The organism is Paraburkholderia sediminicola (assembly GCF_046026675.1).
In the GTDB taxonomy this organism is placed as follows: Bacteria; Pseudomonadota; Gammaproteobacteria; order Burkholderiales; family Burkholderiaceae; genus Paraburkholderia; species Paraburkholderia sediminicola_F.
The window spans coordinates 2,305,687-2,328,518 of sequence record NZ_JAQQEY010000002.1 but is presented as its reverse complement, the minus strand read 5'-3'; the positions used below and the strand labels follow the sequence as shown (position 1 = coordinate 2,328,518).

Here is a 22,832-nt window from a genome sequence, read left to right as displayed (position 1 = left end):
CATCGCCTGCCGCGCCGATTTCGCGTCCGCGCACAGTTGCCCCCGCCGGCTTGAAAAGGAATGGACCCTGATGTCGTCAGTTTTCTTCGATCGGGAACGGATTACGGAATGGCTGGGCGACCACACCGTCGCCAAGGCACGCTCGGTCGGCGCAGTCACGAACGTGAAATGGGACGGCCCCAAGCTCAGCGGCTATGTGCAGGGCTCACGAGTGCTGCCCTACCACACGCAGGTGAGGTTCCGTACTGATGGCGGCAGACCTTGGGCGCAAAGCGAATGCAGTTGCCCGGTCGGCCGCAATTGCAAGCATGTCGCCGCGCTGCTGCTCGCTGAGCTCGAATATCACGACGAGATGGACCACATCACCAACGTCGACACTGACATCGACTCCGATGAGCGCTCGGCCGACGGCTATCCGCAGGCGCCGTCCGGAACAGCGATGCAGCCGCCCTCCGGCGTGCGTCCCGAACTGGTCAGCTGGCTGGAGCGTTTTCGCGCGCGCGCCGAGGCCGCCGATGCAGTCGCGCAGAAGGCGGGCGCCGCACGCACCCAAACGCTGGCCTACCTGCTGAACTGGTCCAAATTCCACATGCGCCACGAGGTCGTGCTGTACCGGGCGCACCGCAATCCGGACGGCACGATTGTCGAAGTCGACGAGCCTTGGGGCAATGTGGAAGCCGCCCTGCTAAAACAACCCAGGTTTGTCTCCGACGAAGACCTGTCGATCCTGCGCGGCCTGTGGCTCGGCCGTTCTCGCGAGGACTTCGGCCAGTTCATTCTGCGGGGCACGAGCGGCGCGGAGATGCTACAAAAGCTGATCGCGACGGGGCGCCTGTTTTTCGAGCTCAAGCCGGCGCCGGGTCACGAGGGGCCGACGCCGTTGTCGCGCGGCGCCGACCGGCCCGGGCGGATCGAATGGGAACCGCTGGCGGACGAACGCCTGCGGCCCGTCCTGTGCACCGAGCCGCGCGCCACCATGGTGCTGCCCACCGAGCCGGTCTGGTACGTGGACGGCGTCGCGAATGAAGCGGGCATCGTCGAATCGTCGTTGCCGTTCCAGCAGTTGCCCGATTACCTCGCCATGCCGCCGATCTCGCTCGCCGAAGCGCCGCTCGTCGCCTCGGTGCTGCGCGAGATCGCGCCCGATTTGCCGCTGCCGCCCACGCACGACGCCTCCGCGATTCGTGTGATCGACGTCGATCCCGTGCCGGTGCTCACGCTCAATAGCCACGCGTTGCCATCTACAGCCAAGGCGGGGCAGCGCAAGTCCGAGGCCGTCGAGCTGGCCGGCGTCAGCTTCGATTACGACGGCGTCAGCATCAATGTCGACAGCAGCGTCACCCTCGTGCCCATGCCGGGCGGCGACGTCATCCATATCCGCCGACGCTACGAAACCGAAAAGAAGCGTTTACTCGAACTGCGCAAAACCGGGCTGCAGAAAGTCCCGACCAGCCGCGTGTACGCATCGCGGCTTTTGCCTGACACGATGCTCGGTCTGCCCGATGCCGAATCCTGGTCCGCCTTTGTCAACGACGCCGTACCTGAGCTCGTGAGCAAAGGCTGGCGCGTGACGATGGCGCCGGAGTTCCGCTACAACGTCATCGAGATCGACGCGATCGACGGCACCGCGCAGCAGGCGGGCGACGGCTGGTTCGATCTGGAGATGGGCATCCGCATCGGCGAGCGCAATGTGCGGCTCGAGCCGCTGCTCGCCGATCTGTTCCGGCGCGACCGGCGTTGGCTTGGCGGCGCGCTTGAAGCCATCGCCGACGACGAACCGATCGAGTTGAAGACCGAGGAAAACAAACGCCTGCGTTTGCGCGCCGACCGGCTGAAGCCGGTGGTGCGCGTGCTGGTCGATCTGTTCGACGCACTGGGCGGCACGTTGGCCGACGGCGCGCCGCTGCGGGTGCCCTCCGTCGATGCGGGCCGCCTCGAAGCCTTGAACAGCACAGGTCGCTGGCAATTCCAGGGCGACGATTCGATTCGCCAACTGGCGCAGCGTCTGCAGGCCGGCCCGGGCTTGCACGAGGTGCCGGTACCGCGTGGTCTGAAGGCGGAACTGCGCGCGTATCAGCAGCAGGGCCTGAACTGGATGCAGTTTCTGCGCGAACACGATCTGGCCGGCGTGCTCGCCGACGACATGGGTCTCGGCAAGACCGTGCAGACGCTCGCGCACATCCTCGCGGAGAAGGAAGCCGGACGGCTCGACCGTCCCGCGCTGATCGTCGTGCCGACCACGCTCGTGCACAACTGGCGCGAGGAAGCGCGACGCTTTGCGCCCGAACTGAAAGTGCTGGTACTGAATGGCCCGCAGCGCAAGGAGCGTTTCGAGCAGATCGGCGAGCACGACCTGATTCTTACGACTTACGCGCTGCTGTGGCGCGATCAGAAGGTGCTCGCCGAGCATGACTATCACCTGCTGATCCTCGACGAGGCGCAGTACGTGAAGAATGCCAGCACCAAAGCCGCGCAGGCGATCCGCGGATTGCGCGCGCGGCATCGGCTATGTTTGACGGGGACGCCGCTGGAGAATCACCTCGGCGAGCTGTGGTCGCAGTTCGACTTTCTCTTGCCGGGCTTTCTCGGCAGCCAGAAAGACTTCACCAAACGCTGGCGTAATCCGATCGAAAAGAACGGCGACGGCGTGCGCCGTGCGCTGCTGGCGCGCCGCATCCGGCCGTTCATGCTGCGCCGTCGTAAGGACGAGGTCGCGAAAGAATTGCCGGCCAAGACCACCATCGTCTGTTCAGTCGATCTGGAAGGCGCACAGCGCGATCTATACGAAACGGTGCGTACGGCAATGCAGGAGCGGGTGCGTGCGGCGGTCAGCGCGCAGGGCCTCGCGCGCAGTCACATTATCGTGCTCGATGCCTTGCTGAAGCTTCGCCAGGTTTGCTGCGATCCGCGTCTCGTGCGGAAAATCAGGGTTGACGAGGCGCCGGGCGAACCAGGCGAGAAGCGCGGCAAAGTGGAAAAAGCTGAAAGGCTCGAAAAGGGCGCACGTGTCACGCGCTCGGCCAAGCTCGATTTGCTTCTGTCGATGCTGCCTGAATTGATCGAGGAAGGACGGCGCGTGCTGCTGTTCTCGCAATTCACCGGCATGCTGGCGCTGATTGCCGACGCGCTCGAGGAAGCGGCGATTCCCTATGTCATTCTGACCGGCGACACGACGGACCGCATCACGCCGGTCGAGCGCTTCCAGCAAGGCGAAGTGCCCTTGTTCCTGATCAGCCTGAAGGCGGGGGGCGTAGGTCTGAACCTGACCGCTGCGGATACCGTGATTCATTACGACCCGTGGTGGAATCCTGCCGCCGAGAATCAGGCGACCGATCGTGCCCATCGGCTGGGGCAGGATAAGCCCGTATTCGTCTACAAGCTGATTGCCGCGGGCAGCATCGAAGAAAAGATCGTGGAGTTGCAGGAGCAGAAGGCGGGACTCGCCGACAGTATTCTCTCCGAAGACGCCGCCGGCGCAGCCAAGTTCTCGGACGACGACCTCGACGCGCTATTCGCGCCGATGCCGGGGATTGAAAGCAGCAGGTGAGGAAAGGGTGGGCTGCGCCTGCCGCGGAACCTACACGGTCCTGTTTGGTGCGCAAGCGGCACGGTTTCAGGCGTGCGCCGCGCGCGCTAGCACTTCGTCGACCCACTGGTTGATGCTCTTGCCGGCCGCCGCCGCTGCGATCCCGACTGCAGCGTGTACTTCAGGTCGGATGCGCAGCATCAATTTGCCGGAAGCGGGCTTTTGCGGATTGCGTCCAGTTTCAGCGCAGTCTTCCAGGTAGTGATCGACCGCCCGATGAAACTCGTCGGTCAGTTCAGTCACGGTTTCCCCGTGGAAACTGATGCGATCTGAAACGCCGAGCACATGCCCGACAAAAATGTTCTCGCGCGGATCGAATTCAACTCGCGCGAAATAGCCTTTGTACGTCATCGAATTCATCACGGTTCGACTCCAAGTTCGGTAAACCACACACGCAACTCTTCCACCTGATATTTCCGGGCCTCTTTTCCGGGATGCGGGCGATGCAGATATCTGCGGCTGTCGTGTAACTCGAACGCCACCCGAGACCCGGCTCCCTCTCGCACCTCTCCGCCGAGCGCCAGGATCAACGCTTCAATGTCCGCGAATACGATGCCGCCCTGAGTGGGCCGTTTGAATAGGGCGTGGAGCGTGCCGAAGTGTTTTGATTTCATTATGATAGCAGAAATTGATAGCATTGGCATGCGCTTGATGTCAATGATCGGAACACGTCGCAGACCGCTCAACCCTCGCCGCGACAATTGTTGCGGATCACCTCGCTCATCGTCAGCCTCTCTGACGCGTCCACAAAAGCGCCAGGTTCCCCGCCAACCCGCCAATTTTTTAATTTCAATCAAAGCAATCTAACAATCCTTAAAGGATTTATTTTGAGACTGTTCCTATACTGACTCGCAAATTGTCAAATCGCTGTTTCCTGAACGCCGGGGGCACAGCCCGATAGGACAAAAGGCAGACGGGGCCAATCACCGTGCGAGCGAGACCAGCCGACTCGAATAACGATCCATTGAGGTCGATTTCAATAACAGGCAGAGCCTGAGAGACGTTGGGGAAAATCCCATAGAGCGGCCCGCAGCGGCCGAGCCGGGCCGGATAGCTGCATAAGTACATCCGGGAAAAAGAACGGCCGTTTTCGATTATGATGATCTGCCCCCTCGGTAATCAGCGCATTAAAGCCAAAATACGCGCTAATTTTGAGACAGTGGGGCGGCAGAACTGAACAGGGCGCGAGGCAACGGACCGTTAATCGAAAAAGAGTGCAGCCGAAGTTGAAAACAGGAAGCTGGATCGTCGGTGTTCGCACCGCCATCCCGGCCATCTGCCGGCTCACCGGCCACCAGTTACGAAGGACGATGCCGCATTGCGGGGTTTTATGAGAATTGCAGTCCTGGATGACGATTCGGCTCAAGCCGATCTTGTTTGCCAAACGCTGTCGGCGGCCGGCCATGTCTGTCATGCTTACGGCGCGGGCCGTGAACTGGTGCGGCAATTGCGGCGCCAAACTTTCGACCTGCTCGTGCTCGATTGGAACGTGCCCGACATGTCGGGTGAAGAGGTGCTGCGATGGGTGCGCGAAAGCCTCTCCGAGCGCTTGCCGGTCCTGTTCATGACAAGCCGCGGCCGCGAAACCGATATCACTTCGATCCTTAACACCGGCGCGGACGATTACGTCGTCAAGCCGGTTTCTGCCGCGGTCCTGCTGGCGCGTGTCGGCTCGTTGCTGCGCCGCGCGTATCACCTCAAGCCGGCTGCGGCGAAAGAAGTTTTCGGCGAATTCGAATTCGATCTGGGCGCGAAGCACGTGGTGGTGCGCGGCGCGACCGTCGCTGTGACGCAGAAGGAGTTCGAGCTTGCGCTGCTGCTGTTCCAGCATTTGAGCCGGCCGCTGTCGCGCGCGCACATTCTCGATGTGATCTGGAAGCAGGCGACGGACATCCCGTCGCGCACGATGGACACACACGTGTCGATGCTGCGCAGCAAGCTCGGCTTGCGTCCGGAGCATGGCTATCGTTTGACGCCGATCTACGGCTATGGGTACCGGCTCGAACGGATCGAATCCGGCTCGCCACCCGTGCCGACCGAAGACCGCCCCGAAGCGGGGGATGCGTGACGGTTGCTTTCGATGTGGTAGCACCCGGCTGCGTAGGTTCGCCGGGTCGGCTCGCCCGTGTGGCGCTTGCGGTGGCCGCCCTGATTGCAATGACGTGCTTCGCGCCGGTGTCGGCGGATGCGCAATCGTCGCGCGCGCCGAAACCACGTAACAAAGCGACTGCGCCAGTCTATGTGTCCTACGTGACCCACGACGGCGACACGTTGTACGAAATCGCCGGCCGCTATCTGCGCGACTCCGGCGATTGGGCCATGTTGAGCCGTCTGAATCACGTGCCCGCGCCACGCCGCATGCCGGCCGGGATCACGCTGCGTCTGCCGGCCGACAGGCTCAGACAGGACCCCGAGTCGGCGCGCGTGATCGCGACGAGCGGTCCGGCGGAGCACGCTTTCGGCAAGAATCCTTATACGCCGCTCACGGCGGGCACAACGCTTGGCGAGGGCGACCGCATTCGCACCGGCCATAACGGCTTTGCCACGCTGGAGTTGCCGGACGGCTCGCACATCACGGTGTCGCAGGACGGTGTGCTCGATATCGGCACGCTGCGGCGCACCGTGCTGACCGGCGCGGGCGATCGCGTACTCGATCTGCAGCATGGCGAAGTCGAGAGCCAGGTCACGCATGCCACCAAAAAGGACGACCGCTTCCAGATCCGCTCGCCATCGGTTGTCGCGGGCGTGCGCGGTACGCGCTTCAAGGTCGCCTACGACGGCGACGCACAAACCACGGCGGTGGAAGTGCTGGACGGAGCGGTTGGCGTTGACCCGGCCGCCGTCGCTGGCCGGATCTCCGCGCCGCCACCCGGCGTGCCGTTGCAGGCGTCGGCGCAACTCGTCAAGGCGCGCTTTGGCAGTGTCACGCGGGCCGGCGGCGCGATCGGCGGTCCGGTGGAATTGCTGACCGCGCCGTCGCTTACTGACCCGGCAAACGTGCAGGACAGCAAAACGGTCGCTTTCGACCTCGTCCCCGCCGAGCGCGCCGTGGCCTATCGCGTACAGATTGCGCGCGATGCCGATCAGCTCGACCTGATCCGCGATCTGCGCGTGAATGCGCCGCATGCCGACTTCGGCGATCTGGCAGACGGCACGTATTTCGTGCGCATCGCCGCGATCGACGCGAACGGACTCGAAGGCCTGCCCCAGGTGTATGGATTCGAGCGGCGCCAACTCGGACTGGCGGCCTCCGCAGGGCCGCGCGCCGGCAGCCGCGACTACGAGTTCCGCTGGTTCGTCAGCCGCTCCACGGTCGAGACGCGCTTTCGCTTTGTGCTGGCCACGACCGCCGACCTGCGCCATCCGCTCGTCGATAAGACCGATCTGACGGGCGGCCAGATCGTGGTGAGCGACCTGCCGGGCGGCGTCTACTACTGGACGATCGTCGCCGAGCAGTTCGAAAACGGCCGCTTCTACGAGAAGAGCAGCGCGGTTCGCTCGTTTACGCTTGCACGCTGACGCTGGTAGATTCACGGGGCCGGGTCAACAACCGACCCGTTCCTTAGCTCTCAACCACGCCACGTCTTGCCGACCACACACACGCGCCTGAGTCTCGACCCTCGCGCCCGTCTCGGACGGCGCGCCGGCCGCCGCTTCCTGCTCGAATGGGTGGCGATCGGCTGTCTGGGCATTGTGGTGGTTTTGCTCAGTTCGCTCGGCCGGCTGACCGCCGGCGTCGATCATCTGGTCTACGACCGGTTCCTGAGTCTGCGCGCGCAACCGGTGCTGCGCGATATCGTGGTGCTCGAAATCGACAACGCCAGCATTGCGCAGCTTGGCCGCTGGCCATGGCCGCGCAGCATCCACGCCAGGCTGCTCGAACAGATTGCGAAGGCGAAGCCCGCCGCAGTGATCTACGACGTGCTGTTTACCGAAGCCAATGCCGAAGACGCCGAGCTCGCCCGCGCGGTCGCCCTGAGTCCCACCTATCTGCCGATGCTACTGACGCCGCCGGACAGCGCCGGCCAGCGCGTCGCGGTCGAGCCGGTGGCGCCGCTCGCGCATGCGGCAGCGGGGCTTGGGCATATCAACCTTGAAGTCGATAGTGACGGCATCGTGCGCAGCGTCGCGCGGTTCGAGGGCGACGCGAATTCGCGCTGGCCGCAATTGATGGTGCCGGTCGCCCAGGATGTCGAGCGTGGCGCGCTGCAATTGAACGAGCGGCTGCATCGGCAGTTTTCCGGCGAGGCGGCGGCCCAATCCGATGACCATGACGAAGGCGAGGGCCGCTTCCTGATTCCTTTCGGTCCGAACGCGCAAAATTACGCGAAGCTGAGTTTCGCGGATGTGCTCGCCGGCAATGTCCCCGCGGACAAGCTGCGCGGGCGCATCGTGTTGATCGGCGTGACCGCGTCCGGCTTGTACGACCGCTTTGCCACACCGGTATCCGGTGAGCTGGGGCCGCTGCCCGGTGTCTATATCCACGCGAACGTGCTCGATACGCTGCTGACCGGTCGCGAGCTCGAGCCCGCCGGGCCCTGGGTGCTGTTAGCGGTATCGCTGGCGCCGCTCGCCGCGCTGCTCGCAGGTTTTCTGGTGCTGTCGCCGCGACGTTCGTTGCTGCTGACCGTCGCGTTGGGCGTGCTTGCCACCGTCGGCAGCGCGGCGCTGCTGTACGGCGCGCGGCTGTGGATGTCGCCGGTGCCGGCGATCGCCGGTTTGATCGTGGTGTATCCGATCTGGAACTGGCGGCGCCTCGAAATGACGATGGCTTATCTGCGCGAAGAGTTGCAACGCCTCGCCGACGAGCCGCACCTCTTGCCGGAAACGCCGCAGCGCCGCCGCGAGTTCGGCGGCGACGTGCTGGAGCAGCATATGGCGCTGATGGCGCAGGCCGCGCAGCGCGTGCAGGACATGAAGCGCTTCGTGTGGGACAGCCTCGACAGCATGCCCGAGCCGATCCTGGTGAGCGACGTGGAAGGCATCGTGCTGATTGCGAACCATGCCGCCAAGGCGCATTTCGCGCGTCTTGGCGCACCGCTGCCGGAGGGCCGGCCGATGCGGGCGGTGCTGGGCGGACTGACGCTGGTCAAGACTATCGACAGTGGCGCAGCGTCGGACGCCGAAAACAATCTCCTCGCGCATGCGCAGTGGCCGGCGCTGCTCGATCCCGCGCGCGGCGAGTTCGCCGAGCTGATGGCGCAAGGCGTCGAGGTGCGCGACGCCCACGAGCGCGACCATCTGCTGCGCTACGCAAATTGCACGAACGAGCAAGGTGAGACGACGGGCTGGATCGCGGGCCTCGTCGACGTATCGGCCTTGCACGCGGCCGAGCGCCAACGGGAGGACGCGTTGCGGCTGCTGTCGCACGATATGCGCTCGCCGCAGGCTTCGATTCTGGCGCTGGTGGAGATCGAGCGGGCGCGCAGCGAGCCGGTGCTCGCGCGCGGCCTGCTGGAGCGCATCGAGCGTTATGCGCAACGTGCGCTGACACTCGCCGACGATTTCGTGCAACTCGCGCGCGCCGAATCGCAAACCTATGTGCTCGAGGCGGTGAGCATGACCGAGCTGTTGATCGACGCCAGCGACGAAGTCTGGCCGCAGGCCCACGCCAAGCGCATCACGCTGCAAACCGATACGGCCGGCGGGACCGACGCCGACGACGGCCACTGGATCTGCGCCGACCGCTCGCTGATGACGCGTGCGCTCGTCAACATCCTGAACAATGCGGTCAAGTACAGTCCGCCGGATACGCAGATCACGTGCAGCCTGAAGAGCCTCGGCGGTCTCAGCGCTCCACGCGGCCTGGCGCAGACGGCCGCGCCCGCTGTGGCAAAACGTGTATCGTGCACGATTCGCGACGAAGGCTATGGTATTCCCGAAGAGCAGCAGGCGGGCCTGTTCGAGCGCTTCCGGCGCTTTCACGAAACGGAACGGCCGGAGGTGGGCGGCGCCGGATTGGGTATGGCATTCGTCAAGACGGTCGTGACGCGCCATGGCGGCGACGTCGATGTGGTCAGCGCGCCGGGCAAGGGGACCGCATTTACGATTTCCCTGCCGGTACTCGACGAAGCGCAAGCCGACGTCTCCACAACGCCACGCTTATGACTATGAACACTCACCTTATCGAAGCGAGAAGCCGGTGAAAGCGATATTGATCTGTGCCGCGCTGGCCGCGGCGAGTCTGACCGGATGCGCGGGTTTGAACGCCGACGTGCACACGGCGAATCCTGCGGCCGTGCTGCAGGGCGAGCGCACCTATACGATTGCGCGGATGCCATCGCAGGAGGCCAGCACGGATCATCCGCAATTTGAAACCGTGCTGCGCGATGAATTGGCGAAGAACGGCTTCACCGATTCGACGGCCAGGTCCGCGCACTATTTATTGTCGATTGCGTATGACACGCGGCCGGCCGCGATCGGCGTGGGCGCGAAGGATTGCGCGCCAGGTGCGTGCGAACGCTCGCCCGAGCCACCGTTTTCGCTATTCGGTGGACGCGCTTATCAGCACGCGCTGACGCTGCGGTTTTTCGAACAGTCGAGCGGACAGGAAGTCTACAAGGTGAGCGCAGCAAGCAGCGATCGCGATGCCGATCCGTTGCATGCGATGCCGGTGCTCGTGAAAAGCGCGTTGGCAAAGTTTCCGTTCGATGCGCCGCCGGACTGGCGCGTGAAACTGCGGGCCGATCAGACGGGCGGCGTGCCGGATGTGGTTTCGGTCAAGCCCCTTCAGCCGTAGCGGTCAGACGTCAGCGCCAGCGTTATTCCGGCGCTTTGTCGTCTTCCGGCCAGCGATTTTCGAACACACAATCGGCGAGCGGCATGCGGCTCGCCCAGCGTTCGGTTTCCAGCATCGGCTCGCTGTAGAACTGATCGACGTGACCGAGACACAGGATCGCCACCGGCCGTGCGCCGTCGGGCATATGCAGCAGCGTACGCACCGTGTCGACGTCGAATAGCGACACCCAGCCCATTCCCAGACCTTCCGCGCGCGCGGCCAGCCACATGTTCTGGATCGCGCACGCCACGGAAGCCAGATCCATTTCCGGCAAGGTGCGGCGTCCGAAGATGTGCCGCTCGCGGCCGTCCATCAGCGCCATCACCAGCAGTTCGCCGCACTCCAGCATACCTTCCACTTTTAGCTTCATGAACTCTTCGCGACGCTTGCCGAGTGCGTCGGCGGTAGCGAGGCGTTCGCTTTCGACGCTCGCATGCAGGGCCGTGCGCAAAGCCGGGGCGGTAATGCGCGCGATGCGCCACGGCTGCATGAAGCCGACGCTCGGCGCATGATGTGCTGCATCGAGCAGGCGTTGCAACACGGCAGGGTCAACCGGGTCGCGCACGAAATGGCGCATGTCGCGCCGCTCGTAAATCGCGCGGTAGACGGCTTCGCGTTCGAAATCGTTAAAAGGCTTCGCCATGGAACAGGGCGGCCGTGAAGGCCGGGTTGGAGGGCCAATAAGCATGCATATAGGTTGCCACAATCGAGCCTGTGCGGAACACGGCCTCGCCGGGGGCGTCGCTATTTGGCCGGGTGGCTGAACGCAACGGCGTGAGCGGCGTCGTCAGCTTCGAGTAGTGAAACGTGTGGCCGGTCATTGAGCCGTGCAGGCTGTCGATCTGTTGCATGCCGAGCGCGGTGAAGCGCGTTTGCATCATTGCATGGCCGGGCAGCAGGCCGAGCATCGGCGTTGTGGTGCCGCCCGTGTCGGTCAACTGTTCAAGCAGGTAGAGCATACCGCCGCATTCGGCGACGACCGGTTTGCCTGCTGCAGCATGTGCGCGGATCGTTGCGGCACTGCGCAGATTGCCGGCGAGCAATTCAGCATGCAGTTCAGGATATCCGCCCGGCAGGTACAGGGCGTCGGCATGCTTCGGCAACGCTTCATCGGCGAGCGGTGAGAAGTAGTCGATGCGCGCGCCGAGTGTCTCCAACAGCGTGACGTTGGCCGGATAGATGAATGAGAACGCGGCATCACGCGCAATGGCGATGCGCTTGCCTTCCAGAAGACGCGGCGGCGCTTCTTCTATAGGCGTGCCGAATTCGACCGGCGGCGGCAATTCGGCCAGCGCGGTTTGTGCGAGCGCATCGGCGGCACGATCCAGACGTGTGTCCAGATCGTCGATCTCCGTCGCCTGATGCAAGCCGAGATGCCGATCGGGCAGCTCGATTTCGTCGTTGCCGCTGATGTGCCCGCACCAGCGCAGGTCCGGCGGCAAAGCCTCTTCGAGCATTTGCGCGTGCCTTGATGAGCCGACGCGATTGGCGAGCACACCGTAAAACGGCACTTGCGGCCTGAATTGCGCGAGGCCGAAGGCGACCGCGCCGAAGGTCTGCGCCATGGCTTTCGCCGAAATTACCGCGAGTACCGGCACGCCGAATGTGGTTGCCAGATCGGCGCTGCTCGGTGTGCCGTCGAACAGACCCATCACGCCTTCGATCAAGATCAGGTCCGCTTCGGCCGCCGCCTGCGCGAGCAGGTTGCGACAGGCCGCTTCGCCTACCATCCACAGATCGAGCGACAGGACCGGCGCGCCGCTGGCACGCGCCAGGATCATCGGGTCGAGAAAGTCGGGGCCCGTTTTGAATACACGCACGCGTCGCCCCAGCCGCCGGTGATAGCGCGCCAGACCCGCAGTAATCGTGGTCTTGCCTTGGCCCGACGCGGGCGCGCTAATGAACAGGGCGGGGCATGCGGACATCGCTCAGAACTCCACGCCGCGCTGCGCTTTCACGCCTTGCTCGCGATACGGGTGCTTGACGATGCGCATTTCGGTGACGAGGTCGGCGGCTTCAATCAGCGCGTCCGGCGCGTGACGGCCGGTCACCACCACATGCAGCATTTCGGCGCGCGCGTTCAATACCGACAAAACTTCGTCGAGCGGCAGGTATTCGTACTTCAGCACAGTATTCAATTCGTCGAGGATCACCATCTGATAGTCACCGCTTTCGATCATGCGACGTGCTTCGTTCCACCCTTTGCGCGCGGTGGCGATGTCGGCGTCGCGATTCTGCGTGTTCCAGGTGTAGCCGTCGCCCATCGTGACGAAGTCGCAATTGGCGATTGCGCCGAGGAAGTCGCGCTCCGACGTATGCAGCGCGCCCTTGATGAATTGCACGACGCCAAGGCGCATGCCGTGCCCAAGCACGCGCACGGCCATGCCGAACGCAGCGGTGGTTTTGCCTTTGCCGGTTCCGGTATTGACGATCAGCAGACCCTTTTCGACGGTGGCGCTGGCCTGCTTTTTCTCGTGGCCCTCGCGCCGGCGTTCGGTCATGCGTTGATGTGATTCGGGATCGGTCTTCATGGCAGGTCCTGTTCTCGAGTGTCGTTGTTTGTCTGTTCGCAGGCGAGGCGGGCGGTGGTGGATGCTATCGCGACTGTGACGCCGGCGTGCACGGTTTTGCGTACGAGTAGCCGTGCGTTGGGGGTCTCGGCTGCAAACGAGCCGAGTGGGGTAATTGAGCCAATCGAGGCATGGGCTGCGTCAGGCGCGCGGGCCGCATCAGATTCGGCCGCTGCAGCGAGCAAGGCGCACGGCTCGCAGACGCCGTCCATGCCGAGATGCTCGCGTGCGGCCGCCGACGGATCGTCCACGGAGATCGCCGCAATCTGCTCGCGGCTGAACAGCTTCAGCGGTAGCGCATGACGTGCGCAAAACTCGAGCAAGCCGGTTTCGTGGGCTTTGATGTCAACCGAGGCTATCGTGCTGATTTCATCGAATGAATGCGAGCCGAGCGTGGCACGCACAGCCGTTTCGATTTCCTCGGCGGAGCTGTGCAAACGACAACCGATGCCGACGGTTAGCGTTCTCATTGCGTGTCTGTGGGATTCGCAGCCGACATTCACCGCATCCCGCGCCAAAGCCAGCGACGCCACACCACCGATCACCACGATCGCCGGCGAGCCGAGCCCGGCGCGCGAGACCGTATCCGCGAACTCGCCGAGCCGCGCGAGCGCATGCCGTTGCTCGGGGCGCGTAGCTGATTCGATCGCCGCGCATGGCGTATCGGCGCTCATCCCGGCCGCGAGCAACGCATCGACGATTTCGTTCAGTCGCCGCATGCCCATGTAAATCACCAGCGTCATCCGCGTAGCGACGAGCGCGGCCCAGTCCGGCTCGCCGCTGCCGGCGCCGTGTCCGGTGACGAACACCACGCCTTGCGCGTGACCGCGATGCGTCACAGGAATACCGATTGCCGCGGGCGCCGCAATTCCGGCGGTGATGCCGTTGATCACGTCCACGCGAATGCCCGCGGCATGTAGCGCCTGCTGTTCTTCGCCGCCACGGCCGAACACGAACGGATCGCCGCCTTTCAAACGGGCGACGCTGCGTCCCGCCTGCAGATGTTCGAGCATCTGCGCGACGATGCCGGCCTGCGGCGTTGACGGATGCCCGCCGCGTTTGCCGACATAGACGACCAGCGCGTCGACGCGCGCGAACTGCAGTACTTCAGGGTTCACCAGATCGTCGACCAGCACCACATCGGCTTGCGCCAACGCGCGTGTCGCCTTGAGCGTCATCAGTTCGACGTCGCCAGGGCCGGCGCCGATCAGCCAGGCGCGGCTCATCGCGGCGTGCATGGCGCGCGCCATGTCGTGACCAGCGGGAGCGGGTGAGGCGCGAAGATGCCGGAGGCGGCAGAAATTGAGGTCATGCGGTGCTACGGATTACGCGCAACGAAAAACGCCGCTCGCCAGGTTTCCCACAGGAAAACGCCAACGGCCGCGCCACGTCGTGCTTCAGCGCCTTCACATCCGTCCCTCGCGGATTCCAGCGGCCGGCAGCGTGACGTTCACTGCCTCCGCGTCTGGCCGGTATCCGGGCTGACGGCCTCATGCGTTTTGCCTTCCCGTCCGGATTCGTCGGACAGTGGCATCAAAAACGCATGCGCGATGCGAAAGCACCGCAGGTCGCTTACCGTTGCGGGGACAGCACAGGTTGAGCGCAGCGAGCGCGGCCTGTTTCCCGTTTAACTGCACATGCGAGCGCATATGCGGGCACCAAACGCGCGCATACGATAGCACACGGCAGGCCGCGCCGGCACTGTGGAAAGGCCTTGCCGAAGCCCGCGTTTCCTTGACGGCACGGGGCGCTCGGCCTAAACTCGCACGCACTTTGGTGCTCGTGTGCGCGCTCGTGCGCATGCAGTTAAACGGGAAACAGGGTGCCCACCTGCAATGGACCGGGTCAACCTGTGCTGCCCCCGCAACGGTAAGCGAAAAGCGGTGCGCTCAAGAGCGCCGCGGAGCCGGCTTCGATGTCCACGCGCAAGGCCGCGTCGGCATATAACCACTGGGCGAGAAACCACTCGTCCGGGAAGGGGAAGCGGCGCTTTCGCCAGCCCGGATACCGGCCAGACTACGAAGAACGACCATCGCGGGGATGCGGTGGCGCGTTCATGACCTCATTCCCGTTTTCTGATTTTCGGTTGCCTCGGCAACGCCGTTGTTCGTCCCCGTGTTTTGTTATTGTTGTTGCCGGCAGGGCTTGAACCCCGTTCGCATGACCTATAGAGACAAAACGCCCCGGCGTGCACGAGCAGCTCCTACGGATGGACCTCACGATGCAAACTCAAATGCGCAAGATTCCCGTCACCATCGTCACGGGCTTTCTCGGCAGCGGCAAGACCACGCTGCTGCGGCACATTCTTCAGCATGCGGGCGGCAAGCGCATCGCGGTGATCGTCAACGAGTTCGGCGAACTTGGCATCGACGGGGAAATCCTCAAGGGTTGCGGCATCGGCTGCGATGAAAACGGCGTCGAGACCGAAGGGCAACTGTACGAACTCGCGAACGGCTGCCTCTGCTGCACCGTGCAGGAAGAGTTTTTCCCGGTGATGGAAAAGCTGGTCGAGCGCCGCGAGCAGATTGATCACGTGCTGATCGAGACCTCCGGTCTCGCCTTGCCGAAGCCGCTGGTGCAGGCGTTCAACTGGCCGCAGATCAAGAATAGCTTCACCGTCGACGCGGTCGTCACCGTGGTTGACGGCCCGGCCGCAGCGAGCGGCCAGTTCGCCGACAACCCGATCGCCGTGGATGCGCAACGCAAGGCCGATCCGAATCTCGATCATGAATCGCCATTGCACGAATTGTTCGAAGATCAATTATCGGCGGCCGATCTGGTGATTCTGAACAAAACCGATTTGCTCGATGAAGCGCAGCAGGCTTCTGTCGAGGCCGTCATTCGCGAAGAAATTCCCCCGCAAGTGAAGATCGTGCGCGCGCAGATGGGTCAACTCGACATCCATACGCTGCTGGGTCTCGAAGCGGCGTCGGAAGAAACGATCCATCTGCGCCACGACCATCACGGTTCGGCCGAAGACGCCGATCACCACCACGACGAGTTCGATTCGGTGGTGGTGCACGCGAATGTTTCGTCGCGCGAAGCTGTGATCGCCGCGTTGCAGGGCCTTGTCGAAACGAACACGATTTACCGCGTGAAAGGGTTCGCGGCGTTGCCGGGCGCGGCGATGCGTCTGGTGATCCAGGGCGTGGGCCGTCGTTTCGATAGTTACTTCGACCGGCGCTGGCAAGCGGGTGAAACGGGCACAGAACAACAAAGCCGCTTTGTGCTGATCGGCGCAGACCTCGACCAGGCCGCGCTGCAAAAAGCATTCGACGCCGCGTTGGGCGCCGTAGCGAGCGCCCAGCCGCAACAGGCGTAACCGGTCATGCATCTGCTGCGCACCACGCCGGGCGGTTTTGTCGACGATACACAGGGTGTGATCCGGATCGATCAGCAGCCCGCCGATATCGTGGTGCTCAGTTCCGCGGATACCACGCTGTCTTTGCTCGCGAGCGTGTTTCCTCGTCTGGGTGCGGGTTTTCCGAGCGTGCGGCTCGCGAACGTCACGTATTTGCGTCAACCGGCCTCGATCGATTTCTATGTCGAAGACGTGCTGCAGCATGCGCGTGTCGTAGTGGTCGACCATCTCGGTGGCGAGGCGTACTGGCCGTACGGCATCGAACAGGTGGTCGCCCTCGCCGAGCGCGAGCAGCAAACGCTCGCGATGTTTTCCGGCGATCTGCAGGAAGACCCGAACCTGCTCGCGCGCAGCACCGCCGACGCCGATCTGTGCCATCAGCTATGGCGCTATCTGCGTGAAGGCGGCCCGCAAAATGCCGAGGCGTTCCTGCGCTGTATCGCGTACCGCTCGCTTGGCTGGGGGGGCGAGCCTGCGTTGCCGCGCGCGTTGCCTGCCGCGACGCTCTACCATCCGGATCGCGACACGCCGACCATTGCCGACTGGCAGGCGCGCTGGCGGGAGGGCGCGCCGGTCGCTGCGATTCTGTTCTACAAGGCCCATCTGCAGGCGGCCAACACGGCGGTGTTCGATACCCTGATCGATGCGCTCGAAGCACAAGGTCTGAATCCGTTGCCGATCGCGATTACCTCGCTTAAAGATGTGATGAGCCGCGACGTCGTTCAGCAGTTGTGCGCGCAACATAATGTCGCGCTGGTGCTGAATACAACCGCATTCGCCGCGTCTGCGATCGACGACCCGGAGCCGCTTGCGCTTGCCGGCGACGCGCCGGTGCTGCAGGTGATCCTGAGCGGCAGCAATCGTGAAGATTGGGTCAAGGACAATCAGGGCCTCAATTCGCGCGATATCGCCATGCATATTGCGCTGCCGGAAGTGGACGGCCGCATCATCACGCGGGCGATCAGCTTTAAGGGCCTCGCCTATCGTTGTCCGCATACCGAGGTCGATGTGGTCCGCTACCAGCCGGACCTCGAACGCGTCGGCTTTCTGGCCGAACTGAGCCGCCGCTGGTGCCGTTTACGCACGCTAGATAACGCGGACAAGAAACTTGCGTTGATCCTCGCCAACTATCCGATGAGCGAAGGGCGTATCGGCAATGGCGTGGGGCTCGATACGCCGGCCTCGGTGGTCGGCCTTCTGTCCATGTTGCGTGATGAGGGATATCGCCTGGCCGAGCTGCCCGCCGACGGTGACGCGTTGTTGAAGAAGCTGACCGAAGGCGTGACCAACGATCCGGTCGTGCGTGATTTGCGGCCCGCGTTGCAAAGCCTCGCGCTCGACGACTACCTTTTGTACTTCAACGCGTTGCCGGCGGAAGCCCGCAATGCGCTGAACGCGCGTTGGGGCTCACCCGAGCAGGATCCGACGCTGCGGCGCGGCCGTTTCATGATCGCGGGCTGGCGTTGCGGGCAGGTGTTCGTCGGGATCCAGCCGTCGCGTTCGCGCGAGCAGGGCGATTACGCGAGCTATCACGACGCCGAACTCGTGCCGCCGCATGCCTATCTGGCCTTCTATTTCTGGCTGCGTCATCAGTTCGGCATCGACGCGATCGTGCATGTCGGCAAGCACGGCAATCTCGAATGGCTGCCGGGCAAGAGCGTCGCGTTGAGCGATGCCTGTTGGCCCGATCTGATTCTCGGTCCGATGCCGCATCTGTATCCGTTTATCGTCAACGATCCGGGCGAGGGTAGTCAGGCGAAACGCCGCGCCCAGGCAGTCATCATCGATCACCTGATGCCGCCGCTCACGCGCGCCGAAAGTTACGGGCCGTTGCAGGACCTCGAGCGCCAGGTCGACGAATACTATGAAGCACTGATGGTCGATCCGCGCCGCTCGAAGCTGTTGAGGTGCACCATTCTCGCGACCATCGTCGAGCACAAGCTGCATGACGAGTTGAGTCTTGCGGAGCCGAACGGTCAGGACGATGAAGATGCGCTGTTGACGCGCGTCGATGCGTGGCTGTGCGAGTTGAAGGAGGCGCAGATTCGCGATGGTTTGCATACGTTCGGGCAATCGCCTGAAGGTGTGCAGCGGCGCGATACGTTGCTGGCGCTGGGGCGTTTTCCGGTCGGCGATGGCCAGGGCGGCAAGGCTGGTTTGATCGACGCATTGGCGCGTGATCTGCAGATGGATCACCTGTTCGACCCGCTGTCGGTGGATTGGTCTGCGGTGTGGGACGGTCCGCGTCCTGGCGCATTGCAGTGTGTGAGCGATGCGCCTTGGCGGCACTGTGGCGATACGCGCGAGCGTCTGGAACTGCTGGCGGCTGAGATTTTACGTGAAGTGTGCGGCGATGAATCGTCCGATGCGACGCCCGCAAGCGGAACTTTGCCGCAAGCCGAACGTGTGATCGAACGCTTGCGCAACGACGTGCTGCCGCGGCTCGACGCCTGCGGTCCGCAGGAAATGCTGCATTTGAAGCGCGGCCTTGAAGGGCGCTTCGTGCCGCCGGGGCCGAGCGGTTCGCCGTCGCGTGGACGACCCGACGTGCTGCCTACCGGCCGCAACTTCTATTCGGTCGATACGCGCGCTGTTCCGACGCAAGCGGCATGGTCGCTTGGTTTGAAATCCGCGCAGCAGTTGATCGAACGGCATCTGCAGGAAAAGGGCGACTACCCGCGAGCGATCGGGCTCTCGGTATGGGGCACGGCGACGATGCGCACCGGTGGCGACGATATCGCCCAGGCGCTCGCTTTACTCGGCGTGCGGCCGAAGTGGGCGCCAGGCAGCCATCGCGTGACCGACTTCGAAATCATGCCGATCGCGGCCTTCGACCGGCCGCGTATCGACGTCACGTTGCGCGTATCCGGGTTTTTTCGCGATGCCTTCGCGAACGTGATGCATCTGTTCGACGCCGCCGTGCAGGCCGTGGCCGAACTCGACGAGCCCGAGGACCTGAACCCGATCCGCGCGCGCGTGCTGCGCGAACGCGACGCGCTGATTGCGCGCGGCATGGACGCCGCCGAGGCGCGCAAGCGCGCCGGCTGGCGCGTGTTCAGCGCGCGACCCGGCGCGTATGGCGCGGGTCTGCAGGACATGATCGACTCGCAGCAATGGCAAACCGACGCCGATCTCGCGAACGCCTATCAGGCGTGGGGCGGTTACGCCTACACGCAGAAAAGCGCCGGCGAAGAAGCGCGCCACGCATTCGGCACACGCCTTGCCGCGATGGACGTCGTGCTGCAGAACCAGGACAATCGCGAGCACGACCTGCTCGATTCGAACGATTACTACCAGTTTCAGGGTGGCATGGTCGCGGCGGTGCGACATCTGGCGGGTAATCAGCCGCAGATCTATCACGCCGATCACAGTAATCCGGCCGCGCCGCGCGTGCGCACGCTGCATGAAGAGATCGCGCGGGTGGTCCGTTCGCGCGTGGTCAATCCGAAATGGCTCGATGGCGTGAAACGCCATGGCTACAAGGGTGCCGCCGAAATCGCGGCGACGGTCGACTACCTCTACGGCTACGATGCAACCGCGCGGGTGATCGCCGATCATCAATATGCGCTCGTCACCGATGCTTACCTGAACGACGCCGACACACGCGAGTTCTTGCAACGGCACAATCCGCACGCCATGCATTCGATCTGCGAGCGTCTGCTCGAAGCGATGCAGCGCGGTTTGTGGCAGGCGCCCGGCGACTATCGCGCGCAAGTCGAACAGCATCTGCTCGCGAGCGAGCAGCAGATCGAAGGAATGCAACCATGAACGCTTCGACCCAACGGCCCACTTTTCCTTTTGCCGCGCTGATCGGCCAGACGCCATTGCAGCAGGCGCTCCTGCTCGCTGCGATCGATCCTGGTCTGGGTGGCGTGCTGGTGAGCGGGCCCCGCGGCACTGCGAAATCGACCGCGGCGCGCGCGCTCGCGGAGCTGTTGCCCGAAGGGCAATTGGTGAATTTGCCGCTCGGCGCAAGTGAAGATCGTTTGATCGGCACGCTCGATATCGAAACCGTGCTGCGCGACGGCTCGGTGCGTTTTTCGCCAGGCTTGCTTGCGAAAGCGCATCGCGGCGTGCTGTATGTCGATGAGGTGAATCTGTTGCCCGACGCACTTGTCGATGCGTTACTCGATGCGGCTGCCAGTGGCGTGAATACCGTCGAACGCGATGGCGTCTCGCATAGTCACGATGCAAGCTTCGTACTAATCGGCACGATGAATCCGGAAGAAGGCGAGTTGCGGCCGCAATTGATCGATCGCTTTGGTTTGATGGTTGGGCTGCAGAACTGTTTTGAGCCGCACGTGCGTCAGCAGATTGTCAAGGCACGTCTGGCGTTCGATCTTGATCCGCAGAGTTTTCGTGCGGGATATACCCAGCAACAGGAAACGTATGTTCAGCGGATTCATGCGGCACGTGAAGCGCTGCCGCAACTCGACTTCGACGACGCTGTGCATGCGCATGTCAGTGCGCTGTGCATCGACGCGGCGGTCGATGGGCTGCGTGCCGATCTCGTGATGTTGCGCGCGGCGCGGGCATTGGCAGCGCTGGAGCAGGCGGATGCGGTGACGACGGAGCATGTCGAACGGGTTGCTGAGTCGGTGCTGATGCATCGGCGCCGCGATCGGGAGGCGCGTGCAGGCGACGACGCACGTAAGAGCGAAGCGCCGCGGCAGGCTGCCGACGATGAGGATGCAACGTCCTCGCCATCTTCGCTGGATGCAACGTCAGGCGTCGCTGCCGGTGATAGCGACTGGGGTTACTTGCCACCACAGCCTGCTGGCGTCGCGCAGGTGAAAGGCGTCATCCCGCTCAACGCAAAAAAACGCTGAGCCATCGAAAGGGTGCCGCCGCTGACTCGCGCAGCGGTTTTCGATGGCGGCAAGGTGCCGGCGCAGGTCCGCGCAGCCGCTTGCAAGGCGCGCCGGGCAAGCGCATTGCATGGCTGCCGACGCTCATCGCAATGCGTCAGGACACATTGCGCGCCGAACATCTGCGTTTCGCACGAGAGGCGCCGCAGGGCGGTGTGCTGCATTGCTTCGTGCTCGATTGCTCCGGTTCCATGCTTGGCGGCCAGCGCCTCGCGCTCGCCAAGAGTCTGCTGATCGCCTTGTTCGATCGCGCAAGCGCCGCTCGCGCCGAGGCGGCGCTGGTGTGTTTTGGCGGGGCCGGCGCGGATCTGCGTTTCGGTCCGGCTGTGCCGCGCTGGTGGAATGAGCGGTGGCTAAGACCGGTGTGCGGGGGCGGTGGGACGCCGTTAGCGTCCGGCGTGAAGCAGGCTGCGCAGGTGCTGGAGCGCAGCGCCCGACGCAAGCCCGCGCAGCAGCGCTGGCTGTGGATCCTGACCGACGGCCGCAGTGGCGATCAGCCAGCGCGGCCGCGCCACGCGGACGAGGTGGTATTCGTCGACTTCGAGCGAGCGGCGATACGGCTGGGCCGTTGCCGGACACTTGCCGATGCATGGGGCGCGGCGCTGTTTACGCCGGACGAACTGATCGCCTGAGTCTGAGCGGCACGCGCGACGTGCGGCACGTTTTCGCGCGATTATTTCAAACCGTTGGACCAGTACTGCACATCGTCCTGGCGATCGAATACGAAGACTTTCATCGCCATCAGCTGCGCGGCGTCGAGTTGATCGAGTTCGAGGCCGTGGGCCGACGGCTCGCCAGGCGCACTGCCTTTCTGCACGTTGCGGATGACTGCGGTGGTTTCGATCTCCGTTTGCATCTCCGCCGATTTGAGGCTGAAGGCGATGCGTAGTCGTTCGCCGACTGCACCCAGCGTCCACGAAGCGGCCAACGACATGCCGAGGGCGCTGATGCTTTTGGCGAGGCCCAGGCCGTCATACGAATCGCCAGCTTCGCCGACGCCGAAGCGCACTGCGAGGTGCGCATGGACGCGGATCGATTTGCGTTCGCGCAGGCGGCGGATCACACCGGGTTTCGATAGCACCACATAGTCGAATGGGGCGCGGCACACGGCCTCGACCGTGCAGACGAAACGAAACACAGCATGGCTTGCTATGGCGACGATCTCGATGTTTTCACCGAGTCGTAGCGGGGGGGTGCGGCCGTCTTGCAGTGGAGGCGTGACGAAGAGCGCATGGTTGGGTGCGAAACCGATGATGCGGCTTGGATGCATCGGGGCGCCGCTGCCGAGCTGGGAGCGCACGCCGATTAATGCACCTATCGTCAGGTGCATGTCTTTTAGTGTGAGGTTGCCGGTGGTGTTGGCGGGGTGGTCGGTTTGGGATTCCGGTTGTGAGGCCTTTTCCAGCAGGTCGCCGCGGTGCGGGTGAAAGTTGTCGAAGAGGAATTTGCGCTCGTCCGTGGTCGCGAGGATGGTGCCGCCGGCGAAGAGGAGCGTGCCGTCGGAGTCTGCAATCGGCCAGTCGAGTGGGGTGCCTACCGGCACGGCTTCCAGCGTCAGGGTTGGGGCCGCGGCTAGGGCTTCGGCTTGGGTTTCTGTCGGGTTTTCCATGGTCGGCGGCTAAATATGTGGCGGGATTACTTGTTTACGGCTGTTCTGGCTGGGAGCTTT

General features: G+C 63.8%; 16 protein-coding genes, 1 pseudogene and 2 riboswitches. Of the genes and pseudogenes, 9 read left to right on the top strand and 8 right to left on the bottom strand.

Going from position 1 to position 22,832, the window contains the following annotated elements; all coding sequences use genetic code 11:
* The first annotated feature begins 70 nt into the window (after positions 1 to 70).
* Positions 71 to 3,547: a DEAD/DEAH box helicase gene (locus PQQ86_RS30115; RefSeq protein ID WP_408275352.1), complete on the top strand. Its 3,477-nt coding sequence runs from the start codon at positions 71 to 73 to the stop codon at positions 3,545 to 3,547.
* Positions 3,548 to 3,613: 66 nt separating this feature from the next.
* Here the strand turns inward: PQQ86_RS30115 and PQQ86_RS30110 are convergent, their stop codons facing one another.
* Together PQQ86_RS30110 and PQQ86_RS30105 are read right to left on the bottom strand one after the other, a co-directional pair.
* Positions 3,614 to 3,949, bottom strand: a complete 336-nt coding sequence (locus PQQ86_RS30110) for a type II toxin-antitoxin system HicB family antitoxin (protein ID WP_408275348.1) — start codon at positions 3,947 to 3,949, stop codon at positions 3,614 to 3,616.
* Positions 3,946 to 4,383: a type II toxin-antitoxin system HicA family toxin gene (locus tag PQQ86_RS30105; protein WP_408275344.1), complete on the bottom strand. Its 438-nt coding sequence runs from the start codon at positions 4,381 to 4,383 to the stop codon at positions 3,946 to 3,948. The genes PQQ86_RS30110 and PQQ86_RS30105 overlap by 4 nt, the downstream gene beginning before the upstream one ends.
* Positions 4,384 to 4,916: 533 nt before the next feature.
* Between PQQ86_RS30105 and PQQ86_RS30100 the strand changes: the two genes are divergently transcribed.
* From PQQ86_RS30100 to PQQ86_RS30085, 4 genes are all read left to right on the top strand, one after another.
* Positions 4,917 to 5,654, top strand: coding sequence for a response regulator transcription factor (locus PQQ86_RS30100; protein WP_408275340.1), 738 nt, complete (start codon positions 4,917 to 4,919; stop codon positions 5,652 to 5,654).
* On the top strand, positions 5,651 to 7,105 hold the full coding sequence (locus PQQ86_RS30095) for a FecR family protein (RefSeq protein ID WP_408275336.1): 1,455 nt from the start codon (positions 5,651 to 5,653) through the stop codon (positions 7,103 to 7,105). Before PQQ86_RS30100 ends, PQQ86_RS30095 begins: the two co-directional genes overlap by 4 nt.
* A gap of 66 nt (positions 7,106 to 7,171) precedes the next feature.
* Entirely contained in the window at positions 7,172 to 9,694 is a 2,523-nt protein-coding gene (locus tag PQQ86_RS30090) for a CHASE2 domain-containing protein (protein ID WP_408275333.1), read from the top strand.
* Between the two features lie 34 nt (positions 9,695 to 9,728).
* Positions 9,729 to 10,325 (top strand): DUF4136 domain-containing protein, encoded by a 597-nt coding sequence (locus PQQ86_RS30085; protein WP_408275330.1) that lies wholly within the window; start codon positions 9,729 to 9,731, stop codon positions 10,323 to 10,325.
* 22 nt (positions 10,326 to 10,347) lie between these two features.
* Here PQQ86_RS30085 and bluB read toward each other — a convergent pair whose 3' ends face one another.
* From bluB to cobA, 5 genes and pseudogenes are all read right to left on the bottom strand, one after another.
* A complete protein-coding gene (gene bluB, locus PQQ86_RS30080) occupies positions 10,348 to 11,007 on the bottom strand; it encodes a 5,6-dimethylbenzimidazole synthase (protein WP_408275327.1) in 660 nt (219 codons plus the stop codon).
* On the bottom strand, positions 10,991 to 12,289 hold the full coding sequence (locus tag PQQ86_RS30075) for a cobyrinic acid a,c-diamide synthase CobB (protein ID WP_408275324.1): 1,299 nt from the start codon (positions 12,287 to 12,289) through the stop codon (positions 10,991 to 10,993). Before PQQ86_RS30075 ends, bluB begins: the two co-directional genes overlap by 17 nt.
* 3 nt (positions 12,290 to 12,292) lie before the next feature.
* Positions 12,293 to 12,895 (bottom strand): cob(I)yrinic acid a,c-diamide adenosyltransferase, encoded by a 603-nt coding sequence (gene cobO, locus PQQ86_RS30070; RefSeq protein WP_054036361.1) that lies wholly within the window; start codon positions 12,893 to 12,895, stop codon positions 12,293 to 12,295.
* Positions 12,892 to 13,404, bottom strand: a complete 513-nt coding sequence (locus tag PQQ86_RS30065; protein WP_408279399.1) for a cobalamin biosynthesis protein — start codon at positions 13,402 to 13,404, stop codon at positions 12,892 to 12,894. Before PQQ86_RS30065 ends, cobO begins: the two co-directional genes overlap by 4 nt.
* A 33-nt stretch (positions 13,405 to 13,437) precedes the next feature.
* A pseudogene (gene cobA, locus PQQ86_RS30060) lies at positions 13,438 to 14,160 on the bottom strand (uroporphyrinogen-III C-methyltransferase); the annotation flags it as partial.
* 224 nt (positions 14,161 to 14,384) lie between these two features.
* Positions 14,385 to 14,612, bottom strand: a riboswitch (cobalamin riboswitch).
* Positions 14,613 to 14,691: 79 nt separating this feature from the next.
* A riboswitch (cobalamin riboswitch) is annotated at positions 14,692 to 14,964 on the top strand.
* Between the two features lie 191 nt (positions 14,965 to 15,155).
* Between cobA and cobW the strand changes: the two are divergent.
* The 4 genes from cobW to PQQ86_RS30040 all read left to right on the top strand — a co-directional run bounded on the left by cobW (position 15,156) and on the right by PQQ86_RS30040 (position 21,795).
* The gene (gene cobW, locus PQQ86_RS30055) at positions 15,156 to 16,256 is read left to right on the top strand and encodes a cobalamin biosynthesis protein CobW (RefSeq protein WP_408275319.1); all 1,101 of its coding nucleotides are present in this window, start codon (positions 15,156 to 15,158) and stop codon (positions 16,254 to 16,256) included.
* Between the two features lie 6 nt (positions 16,257 to 16,262).
* A complete protein-coding gene (gene cobN, locus PQQ86_RS30050; RefSeq protein WP_408275316.1) occupies positions 16,263 to 20,063 on the top strand; it encodes a cobaltochelatase subunit CobN in 3,801 nt (1,266 codons plus the stop codon).
* A complete protein-coding gene (locus tag PQQ86_RS30045; protein WP_408275313.1) occupies positions 20,060 to 21,124 on the top strand; it encodes a magnesium chelatase ATPase subunit I in 1,065 nt (354 codons plus the stop codon). The genes cobN and PQQ86_RS30045 overlap by 4 nt, the downstream gene beginning before the upstream one ends.
* Positions 21,125 to 21,255: 131 nt before the next feature.
* Positions 21,256 to 21,795: a vWA domain-containing protein gene (locus PQQ86_RS30040; protein WP_408279398.1), complete on the top strand. Its 540-nt coding sequence runs from the start codon at positions 21,256 to 21,258 to the stop codon at positions 21,793 to 21,795.
* 41 nt (positions 21,796 to 21,836) lie between these two features.
* Here the strand turns inward: PQQ86_RS30040 and PQQ86_RS30035 are convergent, their stop codons facing one another.
* Complete coding sequence (locus PQQ86_RS30035; protein ID WP_408275310.1) at positions 21,837 to 22,772, bottom strand: flagellar brake protein; 936 nt, start codon at positions 22,770 to 22,772, stop codon at positions 21,837 to 21,839.
* Positions 22,773 to 22,832 lie beyond the last annotated feature (60 nt).